This window comes from Mycobacterium sp. IDUB_9 (assembly GCF_055419505.1).
On record NZ_JBVAXU010000001.1, the window covers coordinates 711,765 to 733,809 of the forward strand.

A 22,045-nucleotide genomic window follows, 5' to 3' on the forward strand; every position below is an offset into this window, starting at 1 on the left:
TCCTTCGTTCGAACCGTCGTCCGTCCATCAGACCAACGCTGGTCCATCAAGTCCAACGAACAATATTGATCATCTCTATCGCGAAGCGCGATACTCCGAACATGGAACTTCGCCAGCTTGAGTACTTCATCGCGGTCGCCAGCGAAATGAGCTTCTCCCGAGCCGCGAACCAGACGCATGTTGTCCAGTCGGCCCTGTCCACGGCGGTGGCGAAACTGGAGAAGGAACTCGGCGTGGAACTGTTCGACCGCTCCAAACACCAAATCAGAATCACGCCTGCAGGAGAGTTGTTCCGCGAGCACGCCCGCCAGGTGGTCCAGACCGCGCGGCTGGCAAAGGATGCGGTGAGCGCGTACCACGGGGAGCTGACCGGAACGGTCGACCTCGGGTCGCTGATCTCATTCGGCACTCTCGACGTGCCGAAGGTGCTGGGCGACTTTCACCGCGATTATCCGCTTGTCCGCATCAGGTTGCGGCAGAGCCAAATTGGCTCCATGGCCTATCTCTCGGCGATCACCGACGGATCACTCGATCTGGCTCTTGTGTCGGCCCCCGACCGGTTCCCCGCCCGCGTTCAGATGCAGTTGCTGTGCCAGGAGCCGATGGTGTTCGTCTGCCGTACCGATCATCCGCTCGCACACCGCAGTGCTGTAGAAGTCACCGAGCTCTGCGATGAGGATCTGATCGGTTTTCCGTCCGAATTCGGGCTCAGACGTCTCGTCGATGCCGCGTTCGCAGCGGCCGGTGTGACGGCGCGGGTGTCGCACGAGGTGGCCCTCGAGTACTCGATCGCCGGCCGTCTGGTCCGACACGGCCTCGGGACCATCGTCATGCCCGCCAGTGAAGCCGCCCGCTATCCAGACCTTCGCGCCGTCGAGATACGACCGGCAATCATGTGGGACATCTACCTCGCTTCGGCCGAACAGTCGCGGCTCGGGCCTGCCAGCACCAAACTGGCAGAATTTCTCCTCGCCTCCGTCTGACCTGGTCGGCGCGCAGGGTAAGGGTCGGGTCAGGCGCCGTGCAGCACGAGATCGGCAGCGCGGTGGGCGATCATCATCGTCGGCGCGTTGGTGTTGCCCGAAGTCAAAGTCGGCATGACGGACGCATCGATGACGCGGAGTCCGTCGATGCCGTGTACCCGTAATTCGGAGTCCACGACCGACGCGTCATCGGTGCCCATCCGGCAGGTTCCAACGGCGTGGCCGATGCTGGTTTCCCGCCGGGCCAGCCACGCACGATCCTGCTCGCCGGGGTTGAGGTACGCGCCGGCAACGCCTTTCATCGCCGACCCTCCCTCGACGACATCACGGGCCAGACTCATTCCCTTGCGTAGCCGATCGACGTCGTCACCGTCGCCCAAACGCTGGAATTCGATCCGGGCTTTCCCGTCGCACAGTCCGACCCGGCCCCTGGCCTGAGGATGCATGAGCACGGTGTAAACCGTGAACCCGTCGACACGCTCGATCGCCGTCCGGCCAGTGCTGGCATTGAGTTCGTAATGTATGGGGCTGACCGCGATTTGGAAGTCATCGGTGAAGATCTGGGCTTCGAAAGGCGACATCGTGAGTAGGCCGTCACCGTGCATCAGCAAGGAACGAATGCCCTTCAGCGCCCCGACCGCACCGAGTGTATTTGCGGTGGGCACCTTCGACGCCCAGAATTGAGTACCTACCAGGTGGTCCTGGAAGTTCTCACCGACGCCGGGAAGTTCGAGTGTGGTGCCCGATGGCCCGATTCCCGAGCGCATCAGCAACGCCGGCGAGCCAATGGCGCCTGCACTCAAGATAACTTCTTGGCGGGCAAGAAGTTTGCGTCCCCGGCATTCGATGCCGACGGCTCGACCGTTCTCGACGAGGACCTTCGACACTGTCGTCCTGGCGAGCAGTCGCGGCCGTCGATCTCGCGGCAGTGATCGAAGGAAGCCACGCGCCGAGGAAACCCGCAGGCCTCGACGTTGGTTGACCTGAGTTCGGGACACGCCCAGTTGTGACAGGCCGTTCTGGTCCGGGTTGAGATCATGTCCGGCCTCGGTGGCGGCAGCGATGAACGCTTCGTCAACCTCGTGGCGGTGCCCACACCACGACACCGAAATCGGCCCGGCGTCGCCGCGATATTCGTCGGCTCCACCGATCCAGTTCTCGATTGCCTTGAAATGCGGCAGAACCTGATCGAACGACCAGCCATGGCATCCAGCCTCGGCCCAGCCGTCGTAGTCCGCGGCACGACCGCGCACATAGACCATGGCGTTGATCGACCCGCTACCGCCGATGATGCGGCCGCCAGGGAAGTGCTCGACGACGTCACCCTTGCTCGGATCGGGTGCGCACTGGTGTTTCCAGTTGGCAGTCAGGTAGAGCGAGGCAATCCCGGTGGGGACCCGGACGTCCGGTCGACGATCCGTGCCTCCGGCCTCGACCAGCACCACGTCCGCACCTGCCGACGCCAGCTTTGACGCCACGATCGATCCGGCCGACCCGGCACCGACGACGATGAAGTCGGCAACGTCGGCGGCAGGCATGGAACGGAGGCTAACCAGTTCTCCCGGGATGCGCGGGCGGATCCACCATTTGGCCGACAGACAGATTCAGCACCTGGCTAGCCGCGCCGAAGTGCGGCCCGCGGACATTCCTCTATCGCAAGAGCGGCGAGTTCTTCCAACTCAGCCGGGACCGGGTCCAGTTGGACCACCGAGTAGTCGTCCTCATCGAGTTGAAACAGCTGCGGTGCGAGCTTCTCGCAGACGGCATTGCCTTCACAGCGATCGAGGTCGACTTCGACGCGCACGGTAACCTCCAGCGGAGTTTACCCAAGTTCTTCTTGTAGAAATGATACCGCTCATCCGACGAGCAGACACGTAAGTACCCGAAAACTGCCGTTACGGGTACCTATGCGTCTGTTCGCGCGAGAGGCTACTGCGGCATTGCGGACTCGACCACCGTCAGCTTGTCCGAAAGCCCTGCGACCCTACGGATCTCGCGGAACTCCTCGACCATGCCGTCGGTGACCTCATGCGGATCATCGACCGTGGCGTCGTCGGAGAGCACCGAGATGTTGAGCTGGTCGACATAACTCCACACCGTGATGTTCAACCCGCTGCCGGTCGTGATCGGCCCCACCGAATAGATCTCGGTGACGGTGGCACCGCCGACCTTGCCGCGCTCCCGCGGCCCCGGGACGTTCGAGATGTTGAGGTTGAGCACCTTGTTCTGACCGTCCTGATGGGACAGCCATTTGAACATCGCCTCGACGGGCGCCGGCGGCATGTAGGCGGCCCACCGCGCGATCAGTTCGGGGCCGACCAACTGGTGGCTTTCCTTGGCCAGGGCTGCGGCATCATGCGCCCGGCGAACCCGCTCGGCCGTATCAGCGACATCCACCGGCAACTCCACCAATACGCCGCTGAACCGGTTGCCCGAGATGCGATCGGGTGAGAAGTCGAAGCTCATCGGCACCGAGGCCAGCAGCGGGTGGTCGGCCTGGCCGTCATATTTGAGGGACAGCGTGCGCAGCGCCCCCGACGACATTGCCAGCACCAGGTCGTTGATCGTCACCCCGAGCGCCTTGCTCGTCTCCTTGACATCCGCCAAAGCCAGTGTGGCCGTGGCGAACAGGCGCTTCTCATCGAGAATGTGGTTCATGAAGCTGGGCGGCGGCGTGAAGGGGCGGGTCAGCTCGGGCGACAGCTTGCGGTGGCTGCGCCGGACCCGACCCAAGCCCTGGGTTGTGTAACGGACGGTCGCGGGCAACCGGCCGAGTTGGCGCATGTGATCGGCGAACGCCGAGCGCACCAGTTCGGTCTTGGTGGGCGCCGGATCGGTGGCATACGAATCGTCGTCGCGCTGCGGGCCGTCGCGCAGGTCCATGCCGCGGGCCAACAGATTCGCCGACGCGACACCGTCAGCCAGTGCGTGGTGAATCTTGCCGACCACCGCGATCCGCCCATTCGCCAGACCTTCGACGAAGTACATCTCCCACAGCGGCCGGCTGCGGTCCAGCGAGGTGCTGCCGATCTCGCCGATGGCCTCGTCGAGTTCACGGCGCCCGCCCGGCGCGCGTACCCGCCACGGCCGGACGTGGTAGTCCAGGTCGACGTCGCAGTTCTCGCGCCACATCGGGTGATGGAACTTGAAGGGGATGTCGACGAGTTGGTAGCGGAACGGGTCGAGCATGTGCAGCCGTCCGCGGATCACCTCCCGGAACTCGTCGATCCCGAAAGTCCGCTCACCCATGCCTTCAAGCGCGATGACCGCGATCTTCAATGTGTGCATGTGCACGTTGGGCGTCTCTGTGTACAACAGGAACGCGTCCCACCCACTCAACCGTTTCACGGTGTCCCTCCCCAGGTGTGGATACGTCTAGATGACTGCTTTAGCCTCGTCAATCGCCCGGTTTCGGTGAATCTGGTTGAGGAACAAGCCAATTGCCGTAGCCATCGGCCCGGTTCTGGCCCCATCTGTCATATCGAAGGCATGTCCGGCGCCGGGCAGCTCGATGTAGCTCACCACTGCCCGTGACACAGCCTTGAGTTTGTCGACGAAACTGCGGGCCTGCGCCACCGGGATGACGCTGTCGCCGGTGCCGTGGATAACCAGGAACGGCGGCGCATCTGGATGGATCTGAGCAATCGGTGAGGCCTGCCGGAAGATCTCCGGATGGCGATCGAGCTTGCGGCCCACCACGATCCGTTCCAGGAAGTCGACGAACCGGGTCCGCTCCTCGGTGGAGCGGTCCTCCCAGTCGTAGCGCCCGTAGATGCCGACCACGGCATCGACCGACGTGTCGGCCCCGTCCGGCAGATCCCCCTGCAGATCCGGGTCGTTCGGGGTGAGCCCGGCCAGCGCGGCGAGGTGACCGCCGGCCGAGCAGCCCGCGACGGCGACGAAATTGCGGTCGCCGCCGAACTTGTCGACATTGGCCCGCGCCCAGGCGATTGCGGCCTTGACGTCGGTGATGTGCCGCGGCCAACGATGATGCGGGGCCACCCGGTAGTCAATCGACAGGCACACCCAACCCTGCTGCGCCAGATGTGACAACAGCGCGTAGCCCTGCAGGATCCGGCCGCCGTGCACCCAGGCGCCGCCCGGCACGAACAGCAGCACGGGAGCCGGGGCAGAGCTGGGAAGTTCAGCGGGCCGCCACACATCGAGCAGCTGGGCCGGGTCGTCGCCGTAGCGCACCGAGGTCCGGTACACGTCGCGCCGGTACTCCATGGTGTGCCACAACGGCGGCATGCTGTCCGGGGCCGGCCAGTCGACGGCAAGGTCAGCCGGCGAGACCACGCCGCGCAGAGCTTCCTGGGCGACCGTGTTGGTCTGCTCCCGCTCCGCCTGCCGTAACTCGCCGTTGTCCGGCGTGAGCCAGGACTTCGCCGAGGAGGTGATGAATTCGGGCAGGTGACGGAACCCCCACACACTCATGGCGGTCAGGGCACCGAGCGGTTCCAGGTGCTTGCCCACCACTGGCAGCGAAGTCGATGCCACACTGAGTGCCAGCATATGGTCGGCGGGCTTGGCGTGCAGCAACCATCTGGCTCGATCAGCGAGCGTCGGTGCGGGGTACCGGTTATCCGGTCGTGCCGTCATTGCGCGAGCGTACCCCGCAGCGTATTGACTACGGCGACAACTTCGCCGACTTGTTCACCCGACGTCCAAATGTGACCTGGCTCACATCGACTTATCCACGCAACCCCCGTTAGCTTCGCTAACCATGACTAAGTCTGCGCTGGCCATCACCGAAGAGCACCAGGATCTCGCCGACGCTGCACTCGGCCAGCTGAACAGGCTCGGCAGCCGCGCAGCCGCACGCGCCACCCTGGAGATGGCGGGCAGCTACCCCGACGAGATCTGGTCAGCCGGTGCCGGCCTCGGCTGGAACGGGCTGGCCCTCTCCGAGGAATACGGCGGCTCGGGATTCAGCCTGCCCGAACTCGCGGTTGTAGTTGAGGTCGCCGGGCGCGAACTGTGCCCAGGACCGTTCCTGCCGACCGTTTCCGCCTCGGTGGTCATCGACCGCTACGCACCGGATTCCGTTCGGGCCGAACTTCTTCCGGGCCTCGCCGGCGGTGCGACAGTGGGGGCACTCGGCCTGGCCGGCTCGGTGAGTATCGGTGACGACGGCCTGCTCGGCGGGCAGGCCCGCGCGGTGCTCGGCGCACCCGACGCGCAGGTGCTCGTGCTGGCCGCCGGGGACGACATCGTCATCGTGGATGCCACGGCCGACGGGATCACCGTCACCGCACAAGATTCCCTCGACACGACCCGCAGCATCGGCGCGGTGGATCTGCGGGCCGTCGCCATCGACGAAAGCCGGATACTGCGCGGCGCCGCACGCCCGGCCCGCACGGTGTTCCGCATCCTCGCCTCGGCGGAGGCCGTCGGAGTGTCATGGGCCGCACTCGACATGGCCGTCGAGTACGCGAAGGTGCGCGAGCAGTTCGGTCGCACCATCGGCACATTCCAGGCCGTCAAACACCACGCGGCCAACATGCTCGTCGACGCCGAACAGACGACCGCCGCGGTGTGGGACGCTGCCCGCGCCGACAACCTCGACGGCGCGTGGTTCGCCGCCGCGGTGGCCTCGTCGCATGCAATCCGCGCGGTTGTCTTCAACGCCGAGAACAACATTCAGTTGCACGGCGGCATCGGCTTCACCTGGGAGCACGACGCACATCTCTACCTGCGTCGCGCCCGCACCCTGGCCGCGGTGCTCGGCGACGGCGCCGATCCACTGATCGACGTCGTCGACGGCCAACGCAGCGGCCAGGCCAACGGAGCCTCCTTCGCACTCCCCGCAGAGGCCGAGCGGTACCGGCAGGACGCGCGCGACGCCGCGGCCGCCGTCCTCGGGCTGCCCGAGGACCAGCGTCGCGACTACCTGGTGGACTCGGGCTACCTGGTGCCGCACTGGCCAAAGCCCTACGGCCGCGCAGCTGATGTGTTGGAGCAGTTGGTGATCGAGGAAGAGTTCGGTCCGGCGGGCAGGAGCGAAGCGACCGGGGAATCGGCACACGTCGAGCGCGCAGACATGGGGATCACCGGTTGGGTGACCCTGACCATCGCCCAGGCCGGCACCGACGATCAGCGCGAGCGCTGGGTGGAGCCCGTCCTGCGCGGGCAGGTCATGTGGTGCCAGCTGTTCTCCGAGCCGGGCGCGGGTTCGGATGCCGCCGCGGTGCGCACCGCGGCCAAGAAGGTCGACGGCGGCTGGCGGGTCACCGGCCAGAAGGTGTGGACCAGCCTGGCTCAGCACTGTCAGTGGGGCTTGGCCACCGTGCGCACCGACCCCGACGCGCCCAAGCACGCCGGGGTCACCATGATGGCGATCGACATGAAAGCCCCTGGGGTGACGGTGAATCCGCTACGAGGTCTCACCGGCGACGCACACTTCAACGAGGTGTTCTTCGACGACGTATTCGTTCCCGATGCCGATGTGGTGGGCGATGTCAACCGCGGCTGGCTCGTCGCGCGTGCGACCTTGGGCAACGAGCGCATCTCGATCGGCGGCGGTTCTGCGGCACCGACCGGATTCGACGCCGACGAGCTGGTGGCCCTGATCGACGCCGATCCCGACGGGGCCCGTTACGCGCGCCGCGCCGGCGAGGTGATCGCCGTCGGGCACACGTTGCGCCTGCTGAATCTGCGCCGGGTCAGCCGCGCCATCGCCGGCGCCGAGCCAGGTCCCGAGGGCAACGTGACCAAGCTGCTGGTGGCCGAGCATTCCCAGCACCTGACCGAGCTGGGTATGGATCTCGTGGGCTCGGCCGGCGTCACCGGCCAGACGCAGAAGCTGACCCGGGCCTATCTCGGCAATCGCGCCATGACCATCGCCGGCGGGACCTCCGAGATCACCCGCAACACCATCGCCGAGCGCATCCTCGGCCTGCCCCGCGACCCGCTGCTGAAGTAGCCGGCGGCCTACACCGTCGGGACCGTGCCGCCGTCGACCACCACGTCGGCACCCACGATCGAGGATGCGGCGTCGGACACCAGGAACCCGACCACCTCGGCGACTTCGACAGGCTGGGCCGGCCTCCCCAGCGGGATACCGCCAAGAGCGGACATCACCGATTCGAGCGCGTCCGTGCGGGAGGTCTCGGCGGCTGCGGCGACGCGATCGATCAACGCCTCGGCTGCCGTGGTCTGGATGAAGCCCGGGGATACGGTGTTGACCCGAATACCCTTGGGCGCCATCTCATTCGCCAGGCCCTTGCTGTAGGCCCGCAGCCCCGCCTTGGCCGCCGCATACCCCAGGGTGGCGTCGTACAGCGGCATCCGACTCTGAATCGACCCGATATGCACCACCGCGCCCGAACCCGCTTCGATCATCATGGGCAGCAGCGCCCGGTCGAGCCGCACCGCCGCCAACAGGTTCAGGCTGAGCTCATCGGTCCAATCCTGATCGCTGAGCGCCGCGAATCCTCCGGGTGGCGCCGCGGAGCCGCCCGCCGTGTGCACCAAGATCTGGGCACCGCCATTCCGGCGAACATGAGACGCCAGATCGGCGACATCGGTCACCGAGGTCAGGTCCGCGGCGACGAAGTCATCTGCTGCCAGGACGCCGTCACCCTGGTGACGAGCCACTATGGTCACGTGCGCACCGGCAGCCCGCAGCCGGGCGACGATCGCCGCACCGGCACCCTTGGTGCCGCCGGTGACCACCGCGCGCCGCCCCTGCAACGTGCTCATGCGTCAGCCCGAAAGACCGGCCAGCACAATGTGGTGGACCACTCCGTGGAATCGTCTGTGTCCCAGGCGAATCGCTCGTAGTACTCGCGCAGCGGACCCTCCACACTGATTTCGTGGCGGTTCGCGTACTCGCCGAGAGCGCTGTAGGCCAGGTCGACATCGTCATGCGATCCGCGGTGACGCACGACCGCGAGCTCGGCCGCCGGAATGACGACATCCCGCACGCGCCCGGCCGGCCGCACACCGCGTTCGACAGGAATGAACACCGTGGCGGTGCCGTGATCGTGGGCGAAGATGTCGAAGTCGAACAGCGCCGCGGGCGCACCAGCGGCCCCTGAGTTCGCATTTGCGGCGACCGTTGCCCGAAGTTCACCCATAGCGCCATGCCACCAGGGCAACAGATCGTCGCGGTCGACGGTCGCGGTGATCGCGGCGGCCGAGGTTGCCGTGACGCTGATGTGCTCGATCACCGCAGCTGCTGAATTCCCCCCGGGACGCTCGAGGATCGCACGCAGGGATTCGACGGCGCTGCGGGTCTCGGCGAGTTGGTCCTCCAACCGTTGCAAATGACCGCTGATCAGTCTGTTGCGGTCGGCTGGGGCGGACGTCAGCACCGCTCGCACATCGGCGATGGGCATGCCCAGCTGACGGAGCCGGCGCACCACCTGGGCCGTCGGCACCTGGTCGGCGACGTAGTACCGGTACCCGGTGCTCGAATCGATACGGTCCGGCTCGAGCAGGCCGACCTCGTGATAGTGCCGCAGCGTCTTGACCGACAGCTGCGTCATTCTGGAGAAATCTCCGATGGACAGATCGATCGTCATGAGGTCAGTGTGAAGGCTCCCCCAGGGGGAGACTCAAGGTTAGGTCTCGGCCTTGACCCTCCGCTTACCGACGAGTCGACGCTGTCGGCATGTCCATTGAACAGATGTGTGAAATACCTGCCGCGGCGCGCCGCTACGTCGATGCTGTCAATTCCCTCGATGTCGAAGCGGTCCTGGCCGCTCTCACTCCTGATGCGCTGGTCCACGACAACCAGCGCGAGTTCACCACTCCAGACGCCATCCGCACCTGGGTGCGCGACGAGATCGTCGGTGATCGAGTCACCATGCAGGTCATCGAGGTGGTGGAGCGGTCCGGGGTCACGGTGCTGCGAGCCCGTTATGACGGCGACTACGACAAGACGAATCTGCCCGAGGAGTTGATCCTCACCAACTACATCGTCACCCGCGAGGACTTGATCGCCGCGTTGTTCATCGTGATCAACAAGTCCTGACGCGGCATTTTTTCCACACCACCGAGATCACCGGGTAGAACTGTGGGGGTGACGACCGCCACCCCGCCCAGCTTCCATCCGGACCTCGAACGCATCGCCCGCTTCATCCCACGTCGGCTGGTGTCCAGACGCACGCTGCCGCTGCTGCAGCGGCTGACGGTGCTGCAGAACCGGCAGACACCGTCAGACGTCGAGGTGCTGACCTTGAGCTCCGGTGTCGGGGTGCGACTGTTCCGGCCGGCCGGTGCCACCGAGCCGACGCCTGCCCTGTTGTGGATCCATGGCGGTGGTTACGTGCTGGGCAGCCCCGCACAGGACGACGCCCTGTGCCGACGCTTCGCCAAGGAACTGGGCGCCACCGTGGCTGCGGTCAAGTACCGGCTGGCGCCGCAGAACCCCTACCCGGCCGGGCTCGAGGATTGCTACGACGCGCTGAAATGGCTCGCGGGTCTTCCCGCCGTCGACTCGTCCCGCGTCGCGGTGGCAGGCGCCAGCGCGGGCGGCGGACTGGCAGCCGCCCTTGCGCTGCTCGCCCGTGACCGCGGTGAGATACCCCTTGCCGCACAGATACTCGTGTACCCGATGCTCGACGACCGCTCGGTGGGCCCGGAGCTGGAGAACCCCGGCCACCGGCTGTGGACACAGGGCAGCAACCAGTTCGGCTGGTCGGCCTACCTCGGAGGAGCCGATCCGGCCGTCGCCGTGCCGGGCCGACGTCTTGATCTCGCCGGGCTGCCGCCGGCCTGGATCGGTGTCGGGACCTTGGACCTGTTCCATGACGAGGACATGGCCTACGCCGAGCGCCTGCGGGAAGCCGGGGTCGACTGCCAGGTCGAAGAGGTGTACGGGGCGTTTCACGGATTCGACCAGATCGCCGCGAAAACGCCGGTGGCGCAAGCTTTCATGGCCAGCCAGTGCGCGAACCTACGCGCGGCGTTCGCCTGATTCATGCTGCTGGCGCAGGTACCGGCAGGCCAGTCCCAGCAGTGACCGGTCGGCGGCCGACAGCACCCTGACCCTGGGCACCTGACCGGAGACGATCCCGGCGAACCGGACGAACAACTGCTCAGCGGTCATACCGAACTCGAGCCAGATGTCGTCCTCGCGAGGGCCCCCGTACGGAGCCCACGCGAGGACGAACTTCAACAGGAGACGTTCGAAGGAGTCCATCTACCGGCCAGGTCGATGTTCCGGTCTCGAAGGACCGCAGTCTCGAACACTTCAGTCTCGAACAACGTTGTCCTCGAACACGATCCGGCCGATCAACTCGTAGCGGCGCGGATCGCGCAGCTTGAAGTAGGTGGCCATGGCCGCGCCGAACACGAACACCCCGACCACGATCCACGGGGTCAGTTTGAACAACAGCGTGCCGGATGCGGTGCCCGCGGCAGCGTCCTTGTGTTCCCACAGCAGGTACACGACGTAGAGCATGCCGATCCCACCGAGGCCGGGGGCGATCAGCGTCTTGAACCAGTGCTTGGACACCGGATGGTTCTTGCGGATGTGGAAGTAGCTGATCACCGAGAAGGCACACAGCGACTGGACGATCAGGATCGCCATGGTGCCGAGGATCGCCAGCAGTGTGTACATGTGCACGTAGGGGTCCATCCCGGCGAACAAGAACGCCAGGATGATGACGAGGGTGATCCCGCTCTGTACGAACGAGGCGATGTGCGGTGAGCCATGCGTGGGATGCGTTGCGCCGATGGTCTTCTGGAGGCCCTTGGACAGACCTTCCCGGCCCAGCGCGTACAGGTAGCGGGAGGCGCAGTTGTGGAACGCCATGCCGCAGGCGAATGACCCGGTGACCAGCAGGATGTTGAACACCGTGATCGCCCACTCGCCGTAGGCGCTGCGTACCGGGGCGAAGAAGATCTCCGAGGACGTCGCGGAATCCTGCGCGAGTTCCACAGCGTGCTGCGGTCCGGTGCCGGCGATGGCCATCCAGGACACGAACACGTAGAACAGGCCGACGCCGAGGACGCTCAGCATGGTGGCCCGGGGAATGATCTTCTTGGGGTTACGCGACTCCTCGCCGTACATCGCGGTGGATTCGAACCCGACCCACGACCAGAAGGCGAAGAACAAACCCAATCCGGCGCTGGCGCCGGCGATTCCGGCGGCCGGGGTGAATGCGCCGATCGGGTTGAGGGTCTCGGCGACCGCGAAGCCCTGCGGACCTCCACCCCTGACCAGCACCGCCAGCGCGCCGAGTGCGAGCATGACGATCTCGGTCACCAGGAACACGCCGAGCACCTTGGCGGTCAGGTTGACGTCGAAGTAGGTCAGGACCGCGTTGATCACCAGCATCAGCAGCGCCGGGATCACCCAGTGAATGTGGATGCCCAGTTGGGATTGCATGAAGTTCTGGAAGAAGAACGAGAAGATCCCGATCAACGAGGCCTCGAACACCACATAGGCCATGGTGATCAGCCCGCCGCTGGCCATCCCGGCGATACGGCCGAGACCGTGGGAGATATAGCCGTAGAAGGCACCGGTGGTGGTGATGTGCTTGGCCATGGTCGCGTAGCCGACGGCGAAGAGGCCGAGCACGACGGTCGCGACGATGTAGCCGGCGGGTGCGTGCGAACCATTTCCCGAACCGACAGCGATGGGCACGTTACCGACCATTGCCGTGATCGGAGCGGCGGTCGCCACCGCCATGAAGATGACGCCGACCGTGCCGACGGCGTTGCGTTTCAGTCTTTGAACATCGTGAGCTGCGTTTTCGCTCCCAGCGACGGCTTGATCGGTCATCTATCGGGGCACCTTCCAGGTAACAGTGGGATCCCTGATGTGGCCTGGGCCACAGTCGAGACCTACGTATATTGGCACTACCAAAATCGATTGGCAAGCACTTCTCGCAACCATTGACAGAAATGGTTACGACCGTTTACGGTGAGGCCCATCACAGCTACCGGATAGCTGGAGAGGGAGCCGCATGTACGACTACGGCACGTTCACGTTCGAATCCAAAGCCGAAGTGCTGGAGAAGGCGAAGACGTTCTGGAATCCAGACAAGACACAGTTCTGGACTGATACCGGTGTCGATCTGGTGATCGACCGCCGCGAGGGATATTTCCTGTGGGACATGGGCGGCCGCCGCCTGATCGATCTGCACCTCAACGGTGGCACCTACAACCTCGGGCACCGCAATCCCGAAGTGATGCAGGCGATCACCGAGGGCATGGAGCATTTCGACGTCGGCAACCACCACTTCCCATCGGTGGCCCGCACCGCCCTGGCGCAGCGCTTGGTCGAGACCGCGCCGGCGTCGATCACGAAGGTGGCGTACGGGTCCGGAGGCGGTGAGGCGATCGACATCGCGCTCAAGAGCGCCCGGCACGCCACCAAACGCCGCAAGATCGTCTCGATCGTCAAGGCCTACCACGGCCACACCGGCCTAGCCGTGGCCACCGGCGACGACCGGTTCGCCAAGTTCTTCCTGGCCGACCAGCCCGACGAGTTCCTCCAGGTGCCGTTCAACGACATCGAGGCGATGGAACGTGTGCTGGCCCCCGGCGATGTCGCAGCGGTGATCATGGAGACCATCCCGGCCACCTACGGATTCCCGCTTCCCGCACCTGGTTACCTGGAAGCCGTCAAGGCCATCACCGAGAAGCACGGCACTCTGTACATAGCCGATGAGGTGCAGACCGGCCTGATGCGCACCGGTGAGCTGTGGTGCATCACCAAACACGGCATCGAGCCCGACATCCTGGTGACCGGCAAAGGCCTGTCCGGTGGCATGTACCCGATCACCGCGGCCCTGCTCGGCGATCGCGCCGCGAAGTGGCTCGACGAGGACGGCTTCGGCCACATCTCCACCTTCGGTGGCGCCGAGCTGGGCTGTGTCGCCGCGCTGAAGACCCTCGAGATCTCCACCCGCCCCGAAGTGCGTTCGATGGTCCACTACATCGCCGACATCTTCGACCACGGGCTGCAGCGCATCCAGGCCGACCACCCGGACTGGTTCGTCGGTATCCGGCAGAACGGTGTGGTGATCGGCCTGGAGTTCGACCACCCCGAAGGCGCCAAGTTCGTGATGCGGGAACTCTACGAGAACGGAGTGTGGGCGATCTTCTCGACGCTGGATCCCCGTGTCCTGCAGTTCAAACCGGGTCTCCTGCTCTCGCGCGAACTCTGCGAGGACGTCCTGGACCGCCTCGCTGTAGCGGTGGCCAGGGCCGAGACCGTCGTGAGAGGACGTAAAGCATCATGACCAGTACCGCACAGGCCGGCCACATGCTGGAGCGGGCCGGCTGGGCCGCGGCAGCCTACGCCGATTACGACGCTGGGGCGGTGAACAACATCGTCAACGCGGTGGCCGACGCGGCCTACGCCGCAGCCGAACGGTTCGCCGCCGAGGCGGTGGCCGAGACCGGGATGGGTGTGGTGGCCGACAAGGTCACCAAGAATCGGGCCTGCTCACGCGGGATCGTCGACTACTACCGAGGCGAAGATTACGTGTCGCCGCGCGTCGACGAGGCCCGCAAGATCGTCGAGCTGCCCCGGCCGGCGGGCGTGGTGCTGGCATTGACGCCGACCACCAATCCCGTTGCCACGGTGTACTTCAAGGTGATCCTGGCGCTGATGACCCGCAACGCCGTCGTCGTCGCTCCGCACCCGAGGGCCAAGCAGTGCTCGGCCGACGCGGCCCGGCTGCTTGCCGAGGCCGCGGTGGCCGCCGGCGCGCCGGACGGCATCATCCAGGTGGTCGAGGAACCGTCCATCCCTCTGGTGCAGGCGCTGATGGCCGACGAGCGCACCGACGTCATCGTGGCGACCGGGGGCACCGGCGTCGTGCGTGCGGCGTACTCCTCCGGTAACCCCGCACTCGGTGTCGGCCCCGGCAATGTCCCGGTGTTCGTCGAGGCCAGCGCGGACATCAACGCCGCGGCCAAGCGCATCGTGGACAGCAAGGCCTTCGATAACTCGGTGCTGTGCACCAACGAATCCGTCCTCATCGCCGAGGGCGCGATCGCGGGCAAGCTCAACGGCGCACTGACCCGTGCCGGCGCGCACATCCTCGATGAGGATGGCGCACGGCGCCTGCGGGCCTACATGTTCGCCGACGGTCACCTCAACACCGACGTCGTCGGGCGCGATGCCGCATGGATCGCCGGGCAGGCGGGCCTGCGGGTCACCCCCAAGACCCGGGTGCTGATCGCACCGTTCGACGACGTGATCTCCGAGGAGATGCTGGCCCACGAGAAGCTGTCCCCGGTGCTCGGCATGACCACCGCGGCCGACGCCGCACGTGGTATCCGCGCCGCCCGGGCGGTGGTGAGGATCGGCGGGGCCGGCCATTCTGCCGCCATCCATAGCGAAAACTCCTCGGTGATCACCGATTTCGCGGCTCAGGTGCCGGTGCTGCGCGTGTCGGTCAACGTCGGCAACAGCACTGGCAGCTCCGGGCTGGACACCAACCTGGCACCGTCGATGACCATCGGCACCGGGTTCGTCGGGCGCAGTTCGATCGGTGAGAACCTGCAGCCGCAGAACCTGATCAACTGGGCCCGGATCGCCTACAACAGCGACTCCGCGGTGCCCATGGGCAATTTCGCGGGCCTGGACCCGTGGCACTCCCCCGCCCGCCCGGTGCCCGCATATCCGTATGCCTCCAACGACCGCGACGGTGCGCCGGTGACGTCTCGCCGCGCGTACCCGACCGCAAGCCGGTCATCTGACCCCGGCCTGGACACGCTGCGCGCCGAACTGCGCGCACTCGTCGTCGAAGAACTCGCACAACTGATCAAGAGGTAGGGCTGTGGCTGAACTTCGTTCTTTCATCTTCATCGACCGGCTGCAACCGCAGACCATGTCCTATCTGGGCACCTGGATCAAGGGAGCTCTTCCCCGTGCCGATCAGGCCGCCCAGATCATCGAGGTGGCCCCCGGACTGGACATCGAGGGCGTCACCGACGTCGCTCTCAAGCACGCCGAGGTCAAGGCTGGAATCCTGGTGGTAGAGCGACAATTCGGCTATCTGGAGTTCCACGGCGAGACCGGTGCGGTCAAAGCTGCCGCAGACGCCGCGCTGGACGAACTGGGCGGCAACACCGGAAGCGCGGTGCAGCCGAACGTGCTGGCCTCACGGATCATCTCCAGCGTCGACCACCAGCACGCATTCCTGATCAACCGCAACAAGATCGGCTCGATGGTGCTACCCGGGGAATCACTGTTCGTGCTCGAGGTGGCCCCCGCGTCCTACGCCATCCTGGCCACCAACGAGGCCGAGAAGGCCGCGGACATCAAGGTGGTCGATTTCCGGATGATCGGCGCCACGGGCCGGGTGTACCTGTCCGGGACCGAGGCCGATGTTCGTACGGCCGCCGAGGCAGCCCGGGACGCGCTGGCGAGGGCCACCGCGTGAGCATCAACCGGGACGAACTGCGCGCCCTCGTGCGTGAGGTGGTGCGGGAGGCCGTTCGGGATGTCGCTGCTGCCACGAAGACTCCGGGGCCGGTGGCTGTCCCCCCACCACCGGCTCCGGCTCCATCTGCCCCGCCAACGGTCGCGGACCAGTTCGGCGTGGAACCCACCGGGCCCCGTGCCGTCGACGGCAAGAACCGCACCGAGACAGTGCAGTTGACCAATGACCGAGACCTCGACAGCTTTGTCCGGAAGCTGTTGCGGCTCTTCGAGAGCCCGAAGACCCGGGCCGACCTCAAGACAGGTCGGCTCAGCTTCAGGCTGTTGGGATCCACCCGGCCATCCGGCGGGGGAGCCAGCAGGCGCATCGAAAGCGGCGCGGTAACCGAACGGCAGATCGCCGACATGGCCGGCGGCACGCTCGTGCTCGGCCGCAAGGCGGTGCTCACCCCGCTGGCCCGAGAAAAAGCCCGAACTCTGGGGGTCACGATTGAGAAGGAGCGCAAATGATCTCAGCGGTTGTCACCGGCAACGTGTGGTCGACCCGTCGGATCGACGGCATTCCTCCCGGCGCGTTCCTAGAGGTCGAGATCGACGGCACCGGGTCGAAGCTGATCGCCTTCGACGTCCTCGGCAGCGGTGTGGGCGAACGGGTCCTCGTCGCCCAGGGCTCGGTCGCCTCGGGGTGGTTCACCGGCACCCCGCCTCCGGTCGACGCACTCATCATCGGCTCCATCGATACCAAACCTGATACCAAACCCAACAAATAAGGAGAAACACCTATGTCCAGCAACGCAATCGGACTGATCAAGACCAAGGGCTACGTGGCTGCGCTGGCCGCTGCCGATGCCATGGTCAAGGCCGCGAACGTCACCATCACCGATCGCCAGCAGGTCGGCGACGGCCTGGTCGCCGTGATCGTCACCGGTGAGGTGGGTGCCGTCAAGGCCGCCACCGAGGCCGGTGCCGAGACCGCCTCGCAGGTGGGCGAACTGGTGAGCGTGCACGTCATCCCGCGTCCGCACAATGAACTCGGCGCGCACTTCGCGGTTGCCAGCAAGTAGCCATGCCGACCAAAGCAGAGGAGAGTACGCGGATTCGCACCCAGATCCGCGTCTACCTGTTGGTGGAGGACCTGCAGCGCCAGTTCGCCGCCTACCTCGGAACGCCGACCCGGGCCCGGGGTTACCCGCCGTACGAGGGTGAGCACGCGCTGATCGTCGAGGTGTCCCCCGCCTTGGCGATCGAGCGGGTGATCGACCTGGCGCTGCGCGAGGTCCCCGGCATCCAGCCCGGAATCCTCTACGTGGAGCGCCAATTCGGTGTTCTCGAGATCCACTCGGCCAATCTGGAGGATGTGCAGCGGGCCGGCGAGGCGATCCTGGCCGGCACCGGCAACAAGGCCTCCGACCAGCTGCGGCCGCAGGTGCTCTACCACGACATCATCGAGAACATCACCGATCAGCATGCGGTGATCCTCAACCGCAACCGGCAGGCATCGATGATCCTGCCCGGGCAGTCACTGCTGGTGTACGAGATGACCCCGGCGTTGTTCGCAGCGGTGGCGGCCAATGAGGCGGAGCGGGCCGCACCTGGGCTTACTGTGGTTGACGTGCAGATGATCGGTGCCGCTGGAAGGCTCTACATCGGCGGCAGCACCGCCGACGTAACCGTGGCGAGGGATCGGATCACCGCGGTGCTCGATGGTATTGAAGGACGGGATCACTAATGGTCATCACCGACGAGATCGATGTCGCCCAACTGGCGCTACGCCAGTACGACATCGGGACTGACGCGACCCTGCGGTTGCTGAACCTGTCCGAGAATGCCACCTATCTCGTCGAAGATGCCGGCGCCCAGTCGATCCTGCGGGTGCACCGGCAGGCCTATCACCAGCCCCACGAGATCGAGTCGGAACTGGACTGGCTGCAGGCGTTGCGGGCCGACAGCGACGTCACGGTGCCCACCGTGCTGCCGGCCCTCGACGGCCGGCGGCTGGTCACCGTCAACGCCGATGGAACCGACCGCCACGCCGTGCACTTCGGCATGGTCGCCGGGGCCGAGCCCGACGAGGGCACGTTGACCCTCGACGATTTCCACACGCTGGGCCGGATCACCGCTGCGCTGCATGACCATTCGCAGCGGTGGGAGCGCCCGCCCGGGTTCGGCCGGTTCTCCTGGGACTGGGAACACAGCCTGGGGGCGGCTCCCCGTTGGGGCCGCTGGCACGATGCCGAAGGCGTCGGCGCGGCCGAGCAGCAGGTGCTGGAGCGCGCCCAGGCGCTGCTGCACGATCGGCTGCACGCCTACGGCACCGGTCCCGACGTCTACGGCCTGATCCACGCTGACCTGCGGTTGGCCAATCTGCTGGTGGATCCTGACCCTATGGGAACTCCCAAGATCACCGTCATCGACTTCGATGACTGCGGATTCGGTTGGTACTTCTATGATTTCGGCACCGCGGTGTCGTTCATAGAGGACGACCCGGCACTGCCGGAATGGCAGGACGCCTGGGTGAGCGGCTACCGCACGCGACGCGACCTGCCTGCCTCGGACGAGGACATGCTGGCGTCGTTCGTGCTGCTGCGCAGGCTGCTGCTGCTGGCCTGGATGGGCAGCCACAGCCACTCCAGGGAATCGGCGACCAAGGCCATCAGCTACGCCGCGGGTAGCTGCGAACTCGCCGAGCGCTACCTGCGCTCCAACGGCCTCAACCTGACCTGACTCTCAAAAGGACCCCAACCATGTTCGCATCGCTTCAGGGCCGTTCGGCCATCGTCACCGGTGGCAGCAAGGGCATCGGCCGCGGCATCGCCCAGACGTTCGCCAACGCCGGCGTGGACGTCCTCGTCACCGGGCGCAACCAGTCCGACCTCGATGAGGCGGTCGCGGCGCTCGCCGACGCCCCGGGTCGGGTCAGTGCCCTGCGGGCGGACGTGACGAGCCCCGAGGACGCCCGCCAGGTGGTCAGTGCCGCCGTCGAGCGGCACGGCGGGCTGGACATCGTCTGCGCCAACGCCGGCATCTTCCCGTCCGGGCGCTTGGAGGACCTCACCCCCGACGACATCGACCAGGTCCTTGCGGTGAACTTCAAGGGCACCGTCTACATCGTGCAGGCCGCACTCTCGGCGCTGACCGCGAGCGGCCACGGACGCGTCGTCATCACGTCGTCGATCACGGGGCCCATCACCGGCTACCCCGGCTGGTCGCACTACGGGGCGTCCAAGGCCGCCCAGCTGGGCTTCCTGCGCACCGCCGCGATGGAACTGGCCCCGAAGAAGATCACCATCAACGCCGTGCTGCCTGGCAACATCATCACCGAGGGCCTGGTCGAAATGGGCCAGGACTACATGGACCAAATGGCCTCGGCCGTGCCTGCCGGCCGACTCGGATCGGTCGCCGACATCGGCAATGCGGCGCTGTTCTTCGCCACCGACGAAGCCGGGTACATCACCGGACAGTCGCTGGTCGTGGACGGCGGACAGATTCTGCCCGAATCGCACATGGCGATCGCTGAACTCTAGTTCAACCCGGATAGAATTGGCTGTACCAATACACGTGCAGGGGGCCGGGGTGGCAGTTCACAGCGAAGAGTTGCGCAGGCACATCGTCGCCGACATCAACGCGGGCACCCCCGGCGCCAAGCTCGGCAGTGAGCGTGACCTGGCCGAGCACTACGGCACCAGTCGCTCCAGCCTGCGCCAGGTGCTGGCCGCGCTGGAGGAAGCCGGGTTGGTACACCGGGTCATCGGCCGGGCCGGCGGCATCTTCATCAGCCACGGGCAGGTCGAGCGGCACCTCGCCGATGTGGTCGGTGTCCCCGCCTTCCTGGCCAACCAGGGTTATGTCGCCGGCACCCGGGTGCTCTCGACGCGCATCACCACCCCCGACGACGCCACCCGGAGCGCGCTGCGTCTGGGCCCCGGCGACTACGTCATCGAGATCCAGCGCGTCCGCCTGGCCGACGGTTCGCCCATCTCGCTCGAACACGCGCAATTCCCCGCGGACACCTTTCCCGGCCTGCTCGACCAGCAGCTGGGTGGGTCACTCTACGAAATCCTGCAGTCCCAATACGGTTTGGTCACCGGCCGGGCCGATGAGCGTATCGAGGCGGTCAACGCCACCAGCAATGAAGCCACCCTGCTCGGCATCAAACCGAAGGCGGCACTTCTGTTGATCACGCGGGTGACCTACGACCAGAACGGTTCCCCGTGCGAGTTCTCCCGCGACCTGTTCCGCGGGGACCGCACGGCATTGGCTGTCACGGCGAAGGGCAGCGGCATCGCCACCCACGCCGACGCCAACACTGCCTCGGTCACGCTGCAGCGGCAGGCCGGCTGACGGAATTTCTCACCCGTCCTCTGGCTGGTCGTCGGGGCTCGCTATCTGGAACCCCTCAGGCTCGGCGATCGCCTCGTCGACGTCGCGCGGCGGAGCCTGCCCGACCTCCCTGTCGGGCCGTTCCGCATCAAGCTTGCTATCGAGCGATTCCGGCTCGCCCGCACGGTCAGCGCCGTGCCACTGCTCCGGCGCATCGACCACATCGTCGCCGTCCGCATTGGCGACCTCGTCGGAATCGGTCGACTCACTGGGCGAGAGGGTGTCGTCCGGGCCATTGTCGATATCGCTCATGGCACTGGGATGCCCACGACGCGGCTGCGGGAAACTCGATGGGAAACCGATCACGCCGCACTCTGAGCAGGCGCAGAGGTCACGCCCTTGACGAAGTCACCCATATAGCCGATGGCACGCCTGCCCTCCGGCAGGATCTCGGCGGCGAGCGGGAAGTCGTGTATCTGGCCACTCCACACATGCAACTCGCAGTGTGCGTGAGCATCGGCCAGCCGCTCGGCCACCAATTCTGAGTCAGCCAACAGCAATTCGTCGGCACTCACGTGAATCATGACCGGTGGCATACCCGTGAGATCGGCCGTGGCCGGATCGATCAGCGGCTCGGCATTGCACCGGTTCGGCTGGCATTGGCTACGTCGTACGGACCGGGCGAAAGCCGACAACGCCGCCCCGGTGAACATCGAACACCGAGAGATGTTGCGATGAGCTAGTTTCCGTGTGGGGTCCAGGTCGATCAGCGGTGAGATCGCGGCCAGGCCTGCTGCTGGCACCACACCGCGGGCCAACGCCCTGAGCGCCGTCCCGAAGGCCAGGTATCCGCCTGCCGAATCGCCCGCAATCACTGTGCGCTGCGCGTCGTAGCCCCGCCGCCGTAACCAGGACAATCCGGCCAGGGCGTCCTCGACCCCGTCTGCCGGTCCGCACACGGGCAACATCCGGTAACCGACATTGAGCACCAGCGCATCAGCGGCGGCCGACAGCCGGGCAGCCAAAGCACGGTGGGTGTTGAGCCCACAGGTGACGAACGCCCCACCGTGCAAGTACAAGATCGCGTTACGCCCTGATGTCCCTTGTGCCCGCACCAGTTCCGCCGGACACTTCGGCAGTGTCACGGGCTCCACCGACACCGATGAGCGACGCGGGACCAGACCGACGACATCGTCTATGGAGCTGAGCGGCCAAGCCAGATCCGGCTGCAACGCCCAGGCGCGGATCAGGTTCTTCACCGCGACCCGACAGCCGATCCCCAGGGCCGCGGCTTCCAGGCTGTGTCTGCGGTGCAATACCCGTTTGGCCGCGTACGCCCCGGTCATGGCGATCATCTCCTTGTGTCATCACAACGAATACCCGCGCT

24 protein-coding genes are annotated in these 22,045 nt (G+C 66.0%); 14 read left to right on the forward strand and 10 right to left on the reverse strand.

What is annotated here, in order from left to right; all coding sequences use genetic code 11:
• Window positions 1-101 precede the first annotated feature (101 nt).
• A complete protein-coding gene (locus ACZY08_RS03475; protein ID WP_463744133.1) occupies window positions 102-983 on the forward strand; it encodes a LysR family transcriptional regulator in 882 nt (293 codons plus the stop codon).
• Window positions 984-1,012: 29 nt separating this feature from the next.
• Here ACZY08_RS03475 and ACZY08_RS03480 read toward each other — a convergent pair whose 3' ends face one another.
• The 4 genes from ACZY08_RS03480 to ACZY08_RS03495 form a co-directional block, all read right to left on the reverse strand.
• Complete coding sequence (locus ACZY08_RS03480) at window positions 1,013-2,521, reverse strand: GMC family oxidoreductase (RefSeq protein ID WP_463743196.1); 1,509 nt, start codon at window positions 2,519-2,521, stop codon at window positions 1,013-1,015.
• Window positions 2,522-2,598: 77 nt separating this feature from the next.
• Window positions 2,599-2,787, reverse strand: coding sequence for a ferredoxin (locus ACZY08_RS03485; protein ID WP_463743197.1), 189 nt, complete (start codon window positions 2,785-2,787; stop codon window positions 2,599-2,601).
• A gap of 125 nt (window positions 2,788-2,912) precedes the next feature.
• Window positions 2,913-4,331, reverse strand: a complete 1,419-nt coding sequence (locus ACZY08_RS03490) for a WS/DGAT/MGAT family O-acyltransferase (protein WP_463743198.1) — start codon at window positions 4,329-4,331, stop codon at window positions 2,913-2,915.
• 27 nt (window positions 4,332-4,358) lie between these two features.
• Window positions 4,359-5,585, reverse strand: a complete 1,227-nt coding sequence (locus tag ACZY08_RS03495; RefSeq protein WP_463743199.1) for an alpha/beta hydrolase fold domain-containing protein — start codon at window positions 5,583-5,585, stop codon at window positions 4,359-4,361.
• A gap of 124 nt (window positions 5,586-5,709) precedes the next feature.
• Here ACZY08_RS03495 and ACZY08_RS03500 point away from each other — a divergent pair, with 124 nt between their 5' ends.
• A complete protein-coding gene (locus ACZY08_RS03500; RefSeq protein WP_463743200.1) occupies window positions 5,710-7,908 on the forward strand; it encodes an acyl-CoA dehydrogenase in 2,199 nt (732 codons plus the stop codon).
• A gap of 8 nt (window positions 7,909-7,916) precedes the next feature.
• On the opposite strand, the gene ACZY08_RS03505 is transcribed toward ACZY08_RS03500, so the two are convergent.
• Window positions 7,917-8,687, reverse strand: coding sequence for an SDR family oxidoreductase (locus ACZY08_RS03505; RefSeq protein WP_463743201.1), 771 nt, complete (start codon window positions 8,685-8,687; stop codon window positions 7,917-7,919).
• Window positions 8,684-9,511 carry a MerR family transcriptional regulator gene (locus tag ACZY08_RS03510; RefSeq protein ID WP_463743202.1) on the reverse strand — a complete coding sequence of 276 codons (828 nt, stop codon included), beginning with the start codon at window positions 9,509-9,511 and terminating at the stop codon, window positions 8,684-8,686. Before ACZY08_RS03510 ends, ACZY08_RS03505 begins: the two co-directional genes overlap by 4 nt.
• A gap of 89 nt (window positions 9,512-9,600) precedes the next feature.
• Here ACZY08_RS03510 and ACZY08_RS03515 point away from each other — a divergent pair, with 89 nt between their 5' ends.
• Window positions 9,601-9,963, forward strand: a complete 363-nt coding sequence (locus tag ACZY08_RS03515) for a nuclear transport factor 2 family protein (RefSeq protein ID WP_463743203.1) — start codon at window positions 9,601-9,603, stop codon at window positions 9,961-9,963.
• A 48-nt stretch (window positions 9,964-10,011) separates the two neighbouring features.
• On the forward strand, window positions 10,012-10,908 hold the full coding sequence (locus ACZY08_RS03520; RefSeq protein ID WP_463743204.1) for an alpha/beta hydrolase: 897 nt from the start codon (window positions 10,012-10,014) through the stop codon (window positions 10,906-10,908).
• Here the strand turns inward: ACZY08_RS03520 and ACZY08_RS03525 are convergent.
• Window positions 10,888-11,133, reverse strand: a complete 246-nt coding sequence (locus ACZY08_RS03525; protein ID WP_463743205.1) for a hypothetical protein — start codon at window positions 11,131-11,133, stop codon at window positions 10,888-10,890. The two genes, ACZY08_RS03520 and ACZY08_RS03525, sit on opposite strands and share 21 nt — an antisense overlap.
• A gap of 51 nt (window positions 11,134-11,184) precedes the next feature.
• The gene (locus ACZY08_RS03530) at window positions 11,185-12,720 is read right to left on the reverse strand and encodes an APC family permease (protein WP_463743206.1); all 1,536 of its coding nucleotides are present in this window, start codon (window positions 12,718-12,720) and stop codon (window positions 11,185-11,187) included.
• Window positions 12,721-12,904: 184 nt separating this feature from the next.
• On the opposite strand from ACZY08_RS03530, the gene ACZY08_RS03535 reads away from it, so the two are divergent.
• From ACZY08_RS03535 to ACZY08_RS03580, 10 genes are read left to right on the forward strand one after another with little or no spacing between them, the layout of a single operon-like run.
• The gene (locus ACZY08_RS03535; RefSeq protein ID WP_463743207.1) at window positions 12,905-14,185 is read left to right on the forward strand and encodes a class-III pyridoxal-phosphate-dependent aminotransferase; all 1,281 of its coding nucleotides are present in this window, start codon (window positions 12,905-12,907) and stop codon (window positions 14,183-14,185) included.
• Window positions 14,182-15,729 carry an aldehyde dehydrogenase family protein gene (locus ACZY08_RS03540; protein WP_463743208.1) on the forward strand — a complete coding sequence of 516 codons (1,548 nt, stop codon included), beginning with the start codon at window positions 14,182-14,184 and terminating at the stop codon, window positions 15,727-15,729. The genes ACZY08_RS03535 and ACZY08_RS03540 overlap by 4 nt, the downstream gene beginning before the upstream one ends.
• A 4-nt stretch (window positions 15,730-15,733) precedes the next feature.
• Window positions 15,734-16,339 (forward strand): BMC domain-containing protein, encoded by a 606-nt coding sequence (locus tag ACZY08_RS03545; protein WP_276129495.1) that lies wholly within the window; start codon window positions 15,734-15,736, stop codon window positions 16,337-16,339.
• Window positions 16,336-16,848 carry a hypothetical protein gene (locus ACZY08_RS03550; RefSeq protein ID WP_463743209.1) on the forward strand — a complete coding sequence of 171 codons (513 nt, stop codon included), beginning with the start codon at window positions 16,336-16,338 and terminating at the stop codon, window positions 16,846-16,848. Before ACZY08_RS03545 ends, ACZY08_RS03550 begins: the two co-directional genes overlap by 4 nt.
• Window positions 16,845-17,108: a EutN/CcmL family microcompartment protein gene (locus ACZY08_RS03555; protein WP_454787673.1), complete on the forward strand. Its 264-nt coding sequence runs from the start codon at window positions 16,845-16,847 to the stop codon at window positions 17,106-17,108. The genes ACZY08_RS03550 and ACZY08_RS03555 overlap by 4 nt, the downstream gene beginning before the upstream one ends.
• 12 nt (window positions 17,109-17,120) lie before the next feature.
• Window positions 17,121-17,402, forward strand: coding sequence for a BMC domain-containing protein (locus ACZY08_RS03560; protein ID WP_463743210.1), 282 nt, complete (start codon window positions 17,121-17,123; stop codon window positions 17,400-17,402).
• A gap of 2 nt (window positions 17,403-17,404) precedes the next feature.
• On the forward strand, window positions 17,405-18,067 hold the full coding sequence (locus ACZY08_RS03565; RefSeq protein ID WP_090433533.1) for a microcompartment protein: 663 nt from the start codon (window positions 17,405-17,407) through the stop codon (window positions 18,065-18,067).
• Window positions 18,067-19,062, forward strand: a complete 996-nt coding sequence (locus ACZY08_RS03570) for a phosphotransferase enzyme family protein (RefSeq protein WP_463743211.1) — start codon at window positions 18,067-18,069, stop codon at window positions 19,060-19,062. The genes ACZY08_RS03565 and ACZY08_RS03570 overlap by 1 nt, the downstream gene beginning before the upstream one ends.
• 20 nt (window positions 19,063-19,082) lie before the next feature.
• Window positions 19,083-19,862: a 3-oxoacyl-ACP reductase FabG gene (fabG, locus tag ACZY08_RS03575; RefSeq protein WP_463743212.1), complete on the forward strand. Its 780-nt coding sequence runs from the start codon at window positions 19,083-19,085 to the stop codon at window positions 19,860-19,862.
• A gap of 49 nt (window positions 19,863-19,911) precedes the next feature.
• Window positions 19,912-20,679 carry a GntR family transcriptional regulator gene (locus ACZY08_RS03580; protein ID WP_463743213.1) on the forward strand — a complete coding sequence of 256 codons (768 nt, stop codon included), beginning with the start codon at window positions 19,912-19,914 and terminating at the stop codon, window positions 20,677-20,679.
• A gap of 9 nt (window positions 20,680-20,688) precedes the next feature.
• Here ACZY08_RS03580 and ACZY08_RS03585 read toward each other — a convergent pair whose 3' ends face one another.
• Both ACZY08_RS03585 and ACZY08_RS03590 read right to left on the reverse strand, forming a co-directional pair.
• The gene (locus ACZY08_RS03585) at window positions 20,689-20,970 is read right to left on the reverse strand and encodes a hypothetical protein (protein WP_463743214.1); all 282 of its coding nucleotides are present in this window, start codon (window positions 20,968-20,970) and stop codon (window positions 20,689-20,691) included.
• A 50-nt stretch (window positions 20,971-21,020) separates the two neighbouring features.
• Window positions 21,021-22,013 carry an alpha/beta hydrolase gene (locus ACZY08_RS03590; RefSeq protein ID WP_463743215.1) on the reverse strand — a complete coding sequence of 331 codons (993 nt, stop codon included), beginning with the start codon at window positions 22,011-22,013 and terminating at the stop codon, window positions 21,021-21,023.
• Window positions 22,014-22,045: the final 32 nt, after the last annotated feature.